General features: G+C 35.2%; 11 protein-coding genes. 4 read left to right on the plus strand and 7 right to left on the minus strand.

Annotation, left to right across the window (positions count from 1 at the left end; all coding sequences use genetic code 11):
* Positions 1–91 precede the first annotated feature (91 nt).
* The 3 genes from Q0A18_RS07680 (at position 92) to Q0A18_RS07690 (ending at position 3,135) form a co-directional block, all read left to right on the plus strand.
* A complete protein-coding gene (locus tag Q0A18_RS07680; RefSeq protein WP_292009564.1) occupies positions 92–673 on the plus strand; it encodes a thioredoxin family protein in 582 nt (193 codons plus the stop codon).
* Positions 674–928: 255 nt separating this feature from the next.
* Positions 929–2,608, plus strand: a complete 1,680-nt coding sequence (locus Q0A18_RS07685) for a hypothetical protein (RefSeq protein WP_292009565.1) — start codon at positions 929–931, stop codon at positions 2,606–2,608.
* A gap of 17 nt (positions 2,609–2,625) precedes the next feature.
* Positions 2,626–3,135, plus strand: a complete 510-nt coding sequence (locus Q0A18_RS07690) for a hypothetical protein (protein WP_292009566.1) — start codon at positions 2,626–2,628, stop codon at positions 3,133–3,135.
* 6 nt (positions 3,136–3,141) lie between these two features.
* Here the strand turns inward: Q0A18_RS07690 and Q0A18_RS07695 are convergent, their stop codons facing one another.
* Genes Q0A18_RS07695 through Q0A18_RS07705 form a run of 3 tightly spaced genes read right to left on the minus strand, consistent with a single transcriptional unit; the run spans position 3,142 to position 7,018 of the window.
* Positions 3,142–4,704, minus strand: coding sequence for a hypothetical protein (locus Q0A18_RS07695; RefSeq protein WP_292009567.1), 1,563 nt, complete (start codon positions 4,702–4,704; stop codon positions 3,142–3,144).
* A 2-nt stretch (positions 4,705–4,706) separates the two neighbouring features.
* Complete coding sequence (locus Q0A18_RS07700; protein ID WP_292009568.1) at positions 4,707–5,756, minus strand: HlyD family secretion protein; 1,050 nt, start codon at positions 5,754–5,756, stop codon at positions 4,707–4,709.
* A gap of 5 nt (positions 5,757–5,761) precedes the next feature.
* A complete protein-coding gene (locus Q0A18_RS07705; RefSeq protein ID WP_292009569.1) occupies positions 5,762–7,018 on the minus strand; it encodes a TolC family protein in 1,257 nt (418 codons plus the stop codon).
* A 219-nt stretch (positions 7,019–7,237) separates the two neighbouring features.
* Here Q0A18_RS07705 and Q0A18_RS07710 point away from each other — a divergent pair, with 219 nt between their 5' ends.
* A complete protein-coding gene (locus Q0A18_RS07710) occupies positions 7,238–8,041 on the plus strand; it encodes an AraC family transcriptional regulator (RefSeq protein ID WP_292009570.1) in 804 nt (267 codons plus the stop codon).
* Positions 8,042–8,108: 67 nt separating this feature from the next.
* On the opposite strand, the gene rplI is transcribed toward Q0A18_RS07710, so the two are convergent.
* The 4 genes from rplI to Q0A18_RS07730 all read right to left on the minus strand — a co-directional run bounded on the left by rplI (position 8,109) and on the right by Q0A18_RS07730 (position 10,887).
* On the minus strand, positions 8,109–8,624 hold the full coding sequence (gene rplI, locus Q0A18_RS07715; RefSeq protein WP_292009571.1) for a 50S ribosomal protein L9: 516 nt from the start codon (positions 8,622–8,624) through the stop codon (positions 8,109–8,111).
* 111 nt (positions 8,625–8,735) lie between these two features.
* Positions 8,736–9,038 (minus strand): 30S ribosomal protein S18, encoded by a 303-nt coding sequence (gene rpsR / locus Q0A18_RS07720; protein ID WP_007844708.1) that lies wholly within the window; start codon positions 9,036–9,038, stop codon positions 8,736–8,738.
* 26 nt (positions 9,039–9,064) lie between these two features.
* The gene (rpsF, locus tag Q0A18_RS07725; protein ID WP_292009572.1) at positions 9,065–9,406 is read right to left on the minus strand and encodes a 30S ribosomal protein S6; all 342 of its coding nucleotides are present in this window, start codon (positions 9,404–9,406) and stop codon (positions 9,065–9,067) included.
* Positions 9,407–9,534: 128 nt separating this feature from the next.
* Complete coding sequence (locus Q0A18_RS07730; RefSeq protein ID WP_292009573.1) at positions 9,535–10,887, minus strand: chloride channel protein; 1,353 nt, start codon at positions 10,885–10,887, stop codon at positions 9,535–9,537.
* Positions 10,888–10,936: the final 49 nt, after the last annotated feature.

Below are 10,936 nucleotides of genomic sequence, written 5' to 3' on the forward strand. Positions count from 1 at the left end.
CAGAAAATTCATAAAACATGCAAATTTAGTGATAATAAAATTATAGATCTATTTTTGTGGGGTATTAAGTGTTATTTTTTATCTTTATCTTATGAAAAAAGTGTCAATAATATTTCTTTTGGGAATAAGCTCTTTAGTATTTTCTCAGAAAGTGTCAAAAGTGTCCGAAAGTAAAAGCTCTGGTGATAAAGCTTTATTAGTGGAAGCTGATAACTCCAAAGCTGCATTGGAAGAAAAGAAAAGGATTGCTGCGGAAGAAAAGGCTAAACTTCCTAAACCTTATGATCCTAAGGCAGATGCACAGAAAGATATCAATAATCTGATTGCAAAAGCACAGAAAGAAAATAAAAATATTCTACTGCAGGCGGGAGGAAACTGGTGTATCTGGTGTCTAAGATTCAATCAGTTTGTTCAGACCACACCGGAACTGAAAGAGATTGTGGATAATAATTATCTTTATTATCACCTCAATTTTTCTCCTGATAATAAGAATGAAAAAGTCTTTGCTCAATATGATAATCCGGGAGATAAATTTGGATATCCGGTTTTTATTATACTGGATAAAAATGGAAAAATGATTCATATACAAAGAAGTGATGTATTGGAGCAGGATAAAGGATATAGTAAAGAAAAAGTAATGGAGTTTTTCAATAACTGGACGCCCAAATCATAATATAAAGCCGGGATTTATTCTCGGCTTTCTTATTTCTTTTCTATTGAAGAATAAATGTATTTTTTTATCAAAATGTAAGATTATTGATAAATATCATAAATGTGATTTCTCTAACCTATTTGATTGAAATTAATTTACTTATAGCTGATAAAGATATGTATGAGTCATGCCTACACGGCTGAATAAGTGAAAAAAATCTTTGAAATTTATGGTTTGGTGATAAAAAATGTGTAGTTTTAATAAAAAATTATAGCCGTGAGAAGGATAATTTATTTGGTTCCCCTACTGTTTTGTTATATTATTCAGGCACAATGTTCTAACTGTACTGTTAGCAATCCTACAGATCCCAATTATCAGTTTCCTGATAATTCAACAGTCTGTTTTACTGCCGATATGACTTTTAATAATCCCAGTTTTGGAGAAAATGTTCGTATTTGTATTTCTTCGGGAGTGACAGTTCAGTTTCAGAATAATGTTTCTGCTTTGAATAATTCTATACTTTATTTTGATGTTCATGGTTCTCTAAATTTTAATCAAACTACTACAAGTGCTGCTAACCTAGATGTCCATGTGTATAATGGAGGTGCTATTACAGTTGGAGGAGGAAATGGGAATATGAACCTAGAAGGTTCTACAAATAGAATAGCTAATGAAGGAACTATTATTTTAGGAGTTCTGCAGTTAGGAGATAATACGAATAATATTATTGATAATTATAATCTTTTAACAATAAATGGGAATCTTAATATGAGTAATTCTGCAATGACGCAGTTCAGGAACTGGACAAGCGGAACAATGAATCTCAATGGGAATTATACCAATAATGAACAAAGTTTTTATATTAACTGTGGAACTATTAACTCTCAAAGCGGTTTTAATATCAATGGGGGGAAAATTTACAATACAGGAACATTTAATGTTTCAGGAGATGTTAACCTTTCCGGAAACTCCAGTGAAATTTTCAATTATGGCAAATTTATTTCCAATGGAAATATGAATAATGCTCCTTCAGATGCGATTATCTATAATGAAGGATATATGTTTATTAATCAGTATCAGGGTGGAAATGCTCCTTTCAGAGGTCCTGCTTCATCTACTAAAAAAGGATATATTGAAGTACAGAATGCCATACAGGTCAATAATGCTACTATGGGACCTAATCTTGATTTTAAAAGAACTACAGGAACTTCCGATCAGAGTACTGTATTTATGAATAGCAATCCTACATTTCTTTCCAATGTTACTTATGACTGTGCTTCGACCAATGAGTGCAGTGCTCCTTTAGTAACAGATGTGGACTTTTGCCCTACCATTAATGCAGAGCTTCCCCCGATGGCCGTAGACGATACTTATACTATCAATGCAGGAGGTTCTTCTGCGGGTACTGTACTAGATAATGATTTTGAAACATACGATGGACCTCAGGCTACTCTTACAAATGTGATCTTAGCACAGGTATCCACTACTAATACCAATATTAATCTGAATGTATCAGATGCTCATATTGAAGTGGGATCGGGAACACCATCGGGTACATATACTCTTGTATATCAGATTTGTCAACAGGCAGCACCTACGAATTGTGACACAGCCACAGATACTATAATTGTTCCGGCAGCAGCTACCTGCTATAAACCGGCAGTAACCGCAGGAACAGAACTTTCATCACATTACGGTATTACTTCACTGGAAAGAGCTCAGGGAGGAGATAATAACTGGCCAGGGGCAAGAAAAGGAGCATGGACGGTTCTAGAATCGAAAACAAAAGGTTTGGTGTTAAACAGGCTTTCCGATGCTCAGGTAGCAAGTATTCCTGCAGCGGATCTGAAAGAAGGAATGATTGTGTATAATACTACTCAAAATTGCTTGCAGGTTAATATTGATGGAACATCGACAGGTTGGAGATGTTTTAATACTCAAAGTTGTCCGGATTAATTTAAATCATGTTAAAAATGAAAAAGATTAGCTTTTTAACTCCGTTTTTGATTTCAGCGGCTCTGTCCGCACAGGTTGCAATAGGTAAGACTACATTAGAGTCTTCTTCCTCTTCCATAGAGTTTGGAGATGAAAATAGGGGAGTGGTTCTTCCATGGGTAACCGATACTTCCAGTGTGCAAAGCGCTGTTAACGGAACTCTCGTCTTTGATACTTCGGATCATAAAGTTAAAGTTTACGAAAATAATGACTGGGTTGATCTTTCAGTAGACACTACAGGAATAGCAGATACTACATTACAGGATTCTTTGAATGAGAATGTAAACGCTAAAGTTGCGATAGGAACCGCTACTGCAACTCCAGGGATACTTGTATTAGAAGATACAGATAAGGCAATGATTCTCCCTAAAGTGGCAGATCCGCATCTTAATATCATTTCTCCGGCTCCGGGAATGATCGTTTATGATACCAATAAAAAATTACTAGCTGTTTTTAACGGTACCGTCTGGACATTCTGGGGAGAATAAAACCCACTACATAAGATTTCTGATCGCAATTTTAATAGGATGGGATAGGAGTATGATAAAAGCTGTAATAAGTGCTACCCAAAATAACCCTGTGAAAATCTCCATATTGGAAAGCAAAATAGCCTGGGCAGATATCTTCGCTTTAAAAGCTCCTGCTGTTAAAGAAAGAGATTCATTTACGGGTAATTTTATAATATTGGCTCCGAATAACTGATTCCATTGAGAATAAAAAACAGGATTGGTTTCCGTAAAATTATAACTTAGACTATCCGCATGTTTTAGGGTAAGTGTAAGCATTAGATTTTGCATAATTGCATATCCTATGGCAGTGGTCCAAAAACGGGCAGATGTGCCAATAGCACTACCATTAGCTACATAATCGTTGGGAAGTCCTGCTATTATATAAAAAATCAATGGTGTAAATAACAAGCCCTGTGCAACTCCCTGTAAGAAAAGAGGTGGGCAGATGGTTGCCAGAGTAGTATCCGGATAGAAAGTATAAGTAAACCATGCACAATCTATTGAGAGTAGCAGAAAACCGGTAAAGAAGACAATTCTTGATGAGATTCCCCGGATCAGACATACTCCTGATAAAAATATACCTATGACAGTTCCTCCCACATTCCAGTACTGAATATTTACAATATAGTCCCAGGGCCATTTCCAAACTGTAGCCATAATACTGTATACATTATTAAGACCAGCTCGGATCACATAAAAAATAAAAAATAAAAGAGCCCCAATGATAACATTCTTATAAGTAAGAACTTCAAAGTGGAATAGCGGTCTTTTCGCGTTTCTTTGCTTTAAAATAAACAGTCCTCCACACAGCATGAATATAAATAAACACATGATGATAACATTGGATTCAAACCACATCAGTCTTTTGCCATAAATAATGGCATATCCGCCGGCCTGCATAGAAATCCATAATAAAAACCAGCTTTCCAGATCCAATTGGTATAAAGGTTTTTTAGGGAAAAATCTGTTGGTATTAAATATGGCAAAACCTATAATTAAAACAAATATATGGAAATAGACAATTATAAGAATCATATGCTGATAATCGTAATTCTGAATACTGAACTTCAATAATGAAGTGGTTATAGTACCTCCACACAGCATAATTGTGTACATAAATAAGTAAGCTAACACTCTGGCGTGTTTTGTTTTTAGTTCAGCAGTGATAAGAGGAAGGAAAATTGCTCCTTCCAGTAATCCGAAGGCCCCTTCTAAAAACCTTACTACGAGGATAACGTGATAATCATTCGTGACGGATAATATGTAGAGCAATATAATCGATATAGAGGACATTAACAGGACATAGTATTTCACACTGAAATAAGCCATAAATCTGGGCAGAACAAAAAGAGTAACCACAATGGTCCCATACATCAAAATCAATAAGTATTGGACATCGTCAGAGTCAACATCCATAAAAGATGATGTAAATGCACTGTTCGAATGAAAGAGTGACATTAACATCAAATGGGGAAACAGTGCCATAATAAGAATTGGCAGTTTCATCCATTGTGGTACCCAGTTATGATAAATAGAATTATGTTCCATTTTTAATTTGCTTTCTTAGCACTTACCAAAACATTCATTCCAGAAAGCAGTTTTTCGTCGTCTTTATTGTTATCTAAAATAATTTTTACAGGGAATCTTTGCTCGATTTTCACAAAATTTCCGGTAGCATTATCTGGTTTTACCAAAGAAAACTGAGATCCTGAAGCTGGAGATACAGATGCAATTTTTCCTTTGAATTCTATATCGGGAAAGGCATCAGCTTTAATAATAACTTCTTGATTCTGATCAATCTGCCCCAATTGAGTTTCTTTAAAATTGGCAATTACCCATTTTTCTTTACTTACAATTTGTACCAAAGCCTGCCCCTCTTTGATCAGTTGTCCTTCCTGAATAGTTTTTTTTCCCACCCATCCGTCATAAGGAGCAGTGATTATAGTATAAGAAAGAAATAGTTTAGCATTGTTTAAGCTTGCAGAACTTTGCTGTATCTGGCTCTTTGCAGGAGCTACTTTAGTCTGTTGCTCGCTGGCACCTGCTCTTACAGCATTTTTTTGTTGTTCCAGTGCTAAAAGATTAGCTTTTGCCTGTTCATAAGAAGCTTTTATGTTTTCAAATTGCTGTTCTGTAGCAGCATCCTGTTCAAGAAGGTTTTTATAACGTTTATAATCCTGTTCCGTTCTCCATATATCCACTTTAGCAGAAGCTATTTTAGCATCGATAATTTTTGTGTCACTTTCTTTTGTATTTACGCCACTCTGGATAGTGGTTATATTTTCTGAATTGGCCTGCAGATTGGCTTCAGCCATTTTAACCTGATTTACAAACTCCCTGTTATCAATAATGATCAGTGTATCTCCTTTTTTTACCAACTGGTTTTCATTAAACTTTATCGTCTTTATAAAACCGGATACTTTACTTGAAATAGGGGTAATATATTGTTCTACCTGAGCATCATTGGTTGTTACATTTTTTCTGGAAAACAGATAGAAACTTATCATTCCGGCGACCCCACTGATGATAAGGATCCACGCTAATAAAGAGATCGTTTTATTGATTCTTCTTTCCTTTCTGGTCAATTGTTTCTTTGTCATAGCTATTATAAATTTCCAATAGTATACTGGAGTTGGTAGTATTTTAATTGTCGGTTGATTTGTACAGAAATAAGATTAGACTGAGCTTCCAGATAAGCATTGTCTGCATCGATAAGCTCAGTGATAAGGCTTAATTTATTAGCATATTTGGTTCTTACGATACGGTAGTTTTCTTTTGCCTGCTCAATTGCTTCTTTAGCAATTTTAACTTTCTCTTCTGTTTCTTCAAATTTTTTGTAAGCCTCAAAAACATTATGTCTTATTTTCTCTTCATTTTCCTCAATCTGAAGCTTTGCCAGATCTATATTTTCTTTAGCTTCCTGCATTTTATATTTGTTCTTATACAGGCTTTCAATAGGGTAGGTAAGGTTAACCCCGATCATTCCTAAACGATAAGCATAAGGCTCAGGAGGAAAGAAAAGCATATTTGGATATTTAAGGAAATATTCTCCTCCTGCTGTTATTTTGGGTAAATAATTAGCTTTAATAATTTTTTGGTCAAGCTCTTTCAATGAAAGGTTTTTCTTGGTGATTTCTACAGATTCGTTCTTGTTTAAAGCAGTATCCGTTAATTCATTGACATAAGGAATGTCGGCACCTTCAGAAACCAGATCAGTAGTTTCTACATGTACTTCCTGTTCTTCAGGAAGAGATAGAATTGTTTTAAGTTTATGCTCAGCGATTTGAATACTGTTATCCAGTTCTGTCCAGCTCATTTTATGATTGGAAAGCTGTAATGATGTTCTCAATACTTCATTGTAGGTAACCACACCATTATTTTTAAGTGTTTTTACCTGTCTGATATTGACAGAATCTTCTCTCATTTTTTGATTAATAAGATCCTGCTGTTCTTTCAGATGGTGGATTTGAAGATAGGCTGTGATAATTTCCATTTTAAGCAGTCTTTCATCCCGATGGGTATTCAGTGCTGAAATTTCACTGTCCAGAGACGCTTTCTTCTCAGTGTTTTTAATTTTTCCTCCCATATAAACGGGAATTGATGCTGATAATGTAAAATCATACATTCCGTTAATCACATCATATTTGGTAGATTGATTGAATACGCCATTCTCATATTGATTAAGATTTGTAAGTTGTGTGTAGCTGGCATGAAATTCAAAATCGGGTAATTTTTCCATTTTGAGATCTTTCTCTCTCGTCTCGGACATCGTGTGTTTCAAATGGCTGATCTGAATATTTTTATTATTTCTTAATCCCAGCTCTATAGCTTGCTGGAGGCTTAGATTCTGATAATCTATCATTTGTGATTGAGCTGTAAAACTTATTAGAAATAAGCACAACGCAATGCATTGATATTTACAAGCATGAAATATCATTTTCATAATTTTAATACGGGTTTTTTGCTAAATTGATTTTGATATTGCAAATTTACGACAGCATATAAGAGACCTTATTTGTGAAAACAGAAAAAGATTTGCTCATTTACGCCAAATTCGTTTTTTTTTACTTAGTTTTATTCTATGAAAAATACCCATTACGAGGAGCTTGAGGAGGAAGATGCAGAATTTTATGTGTATCATGTTCTTACAGGGAATATACAGACGGAAAAGCATACTCATACCTCTGCACAGCTTATTTATGCAGAAGGAGGGATTGTGCATATTTTTACTGAGTTCAGGCACTGGTATCTTCCTGCAAGATGTTTTATGTGGATTCCTGCTGGTGTTCCTCATTATATATTGAGTTTCAGTCCTAAAGTAGATTTATATGATTTCTATTTTAAAAAAGAAGAAATTGAGGACGAATTCTTTGATACCATTAATATCTATTCGGTAAATAATCTACTCCGTGAAATGATCATGTATACTAAAGACTGGAATGGGAAAATTACAAAAAATGATGAATCCAAATATTATTTTCTTAAAGCCTTAAAAGGGATTTTGCCGGAGAAAAGAGACAAGAGGCTAGCCTTTCCGGTACAGCATCCTTTCCCTAAAGATGAAACTCTGCTTAAGGTAGCAAGGTACATTAATGCTAATCTGGAAAAGAATCTTACTATTGGAGCTACTGCTAAAGAATTCGGAATGAGTACCAGAACATTATCCCGAAAGTTTAAAGAGATTTTAGGGATGAATTATGTGCGTTTTTTAAGAGCTTTACGGATTACACGGTCTTTAGAACTGATGTCGGAATCTAAATATAATATGTATGAAATCGCAATGATGGTGGGATATAACAGTCTGTCTTCTTTTAGTAATATTTTTAAAAAGGTAATCGGAATTCCTCCTACAGAATATTACCAGCGGTTAAAGGGAGATAAATAATGGAGATAAAACGGAAAAACCACTTCTCAATTGAAGTGGTTTTATATGGATAAGAATTTGGTTCTTACTAAGCTTCTTCAGATGCTGGTTTAGCCTCTTCTTTTTTAGGAGCAGCTGGCTTAGGAGCCTCAACCGGAGCATCAGATACGATATCAAATTCGTAGTTGTACTCAACATTTCTGTGAAGTCTAACAAGAGCAGTAAATTTACCGGTTCTTTTGATAGTGTTTCCAGGAATTTTGATGTATTTTTTATCAACTTCTACACCAGCTTTAGCAAGAGCTTCAGAAAGGTTTGCGTTGTTGATAGATCCGAATAATTTATCACCTGTACCTACTTTAGCAGGAATAGTGATAGATGTTTTCTTTAATTGTTCTACTACAGCGTTAGCAGCAGCGATTAATTTAGCTTCTTCTTCTTTTCTAGCTTCTAGTGTAGCTTCTAGAGCTGTTTTGTTTTTTGGAGTAGCTAAAACAGCATATCCCTGAGGAAGTAAGAAGTTTCTAGCGTAACCAGGTTTTACGTTTACTGTGTCAAATTCAAGACCTAAATTTTCAACGTCTTTTTTTAAGATAATTTCCATTGTTGTTGTCCTTTTGCAGATTTTGGTCTTCCAAAATCAAGTTAGAATTAATGATTTATTCAGCAACAAAAGAAGAGGCAAAACCTCTTCTTTTATTTATTTTTTGTTGTCTTATTTTAATAAGTCAGCCACATAAGGCATTAAAGCAAGATGTCTTGCTCTTTTGATAGCAGCAGAAACTTTTCTTTGATATTTTAAAGAAGTTCCGGTGTATCTTCTTGGTAAAATTTTACCTTGTTCGTTTACGAATTGTAATAAGAAATCAGCATCTTTATAATCTACATGCTTAATTCCAAATTTTTTGAATCTACAATATTTCTTTTCAGATTTTGTATTGATGTCAAGCGGAGTAAGGAATTTTACTTCTGATTCTCCTCCAGCTGAGGCTTGTTTTGCCATTTCGTCTATTGCCATGTCTTGTCTTTTTTAAGGGTTAATAATTAAGCTTTAGCTGCTTTTACTTTAGCTCTTCTAGTTACAGCGTACTCAATAGCATGCTTGTCTAGTCTAGTTGTAAGGTAACGGATTACTCTTTCGTCACGCTTGAAAATTAATTCAAGATCAGAAACGATATTTCCTTCTCCTTTAAACTCGATTAAAGTGTAGAATCCATTCTTTTTCAATTGAATAGGATAAGCTAGTTTTTTTAATCCCCAGTTTTCTTTAGCAACGATTTCGCAGTTTCTTTCTTTTAAGAAATCCTCAATTTTTTTCACTGCTTCCTCCACCTGTGCGTCAGATAGAACGGGAGTTAAAATGAAAACAGTTTCGTAGTTGTTCATAATGTTAAATAAATTTGTTAATTATTTCGAGGTGCAAAAATAGATATTTTATTTATAATACACAATAATGTTGTGGAATATTTGCAAAAATGTGCTTGTGAAAATGAACCCGATTGAAAAAGTTATATTCAGTTTTTCTGATTTCTTATTTCTGACAGAAAATTTACTTTAATCACGTCATACAGGGAATGTCTGCTTACTAATAAAGAAACGATAGATGAAACCATTCCGGCAAGCATTAAATGAAATATTAAAGAATGTCTGTCTGTCATTTCCAGAACAATAATAGCAGAAGTAAACGGCGCTCTTGTAATCCCAGTAAGAAATGCTACCATTCCGCCAAGGATAACCACATTAGTTTCATGCGGGCTTAAATGTATAATTCCTGAAATTACCGATCCAATGCTTGCGCCTGCAGTAAGGGCCGGTGCAAAGATTCCGCCTGCTCCTCCTGAAGTGAAAGATAGGGCAGGACCAAGCATCCTCAAAATAGGAATATACCACTCTTCATGCTTATTGGAGGTGAAAAGCACCCGTTCCATGATTTCTTTTCCGGATCCTAAAACCTCTCTGCTGATAAAATAAGCAATAGAGGCAATGATTAGAGCGGAGATGACAAGAAAGATGATATGGGCTTTATCTGTTTTTAATCTTTTTTTCCATTTGGTGATTTTAAGCATTAATACGGACAGCTGACTGGCGAGAATGCCGGAGATTCCTGCAACAAGAATAATCGGAAACATTACGGTTAATGAAATATCACTTGTTTTAGGATATCCTAGATATAGATAAGATCCTGCCAGAGTTTGAGCGGTAAGTCCGGCAATAATTACGGCTGTAAATAAAGCTGTTTTGAAGTAGTTGATGTGGGTTTTGGAAAGTTCTTCCACAGCGAACACAATACCGCCTAAAGGGGTGTTAAATGCAGCTGCCAGGCCTGCTGCTGCTCCGGTCATAATCATATTCTTTTTGGATATTTTAGGCCACCAGTCAGGAAGGAATTCATTTACTTTCCTAAACACGGATCCTGCGATCTGGATGGTAGGTCCCTCACGTCCCACAGCACCACCTCCGATGACCAGGATAACAGAAGAAAGGATTTTAAAGAAAATAATTTTGATACTTAAAAGATGATTGATCTTTCTGTGTTCTTTAGGGTTGGCAAGTTCTACAGCTGCCATTACTTGTGGAATGCCACTCCCTTTGGCATACGGTGCAAATTCTTTTACCAGCCACCATGACAGAACAAAACCTATAGGCGCAATAATAAAGATCATCCAGTCGTGCCAGTTGATAATAAGCTCTAGTAACTTTTCTCCCCATGCAAATATTTTAGCATACATAACAGCAAAAACTCCGGTGATTACCGACCCTACCCAGAAAGGGATGGCCTGAAGCAGATTATACTTTAAGCGCTCATTCCGGATATTGTCAAATGACTTTTTTAGGCTTCTGCGGATGTATGTGAATACTTTTAACATGATATAAATATGTGTTTTTGATCATGTTTTATGAAGATTACCAAAGAAA

Source organism: Chryseobacterium sp. (assembly GCF_022712095.1).
GTDB lineage: Bacteria > Bacteroidota > Bacteroidia > Flavobacteriales > Weeksellaceae > Chryseobacterium.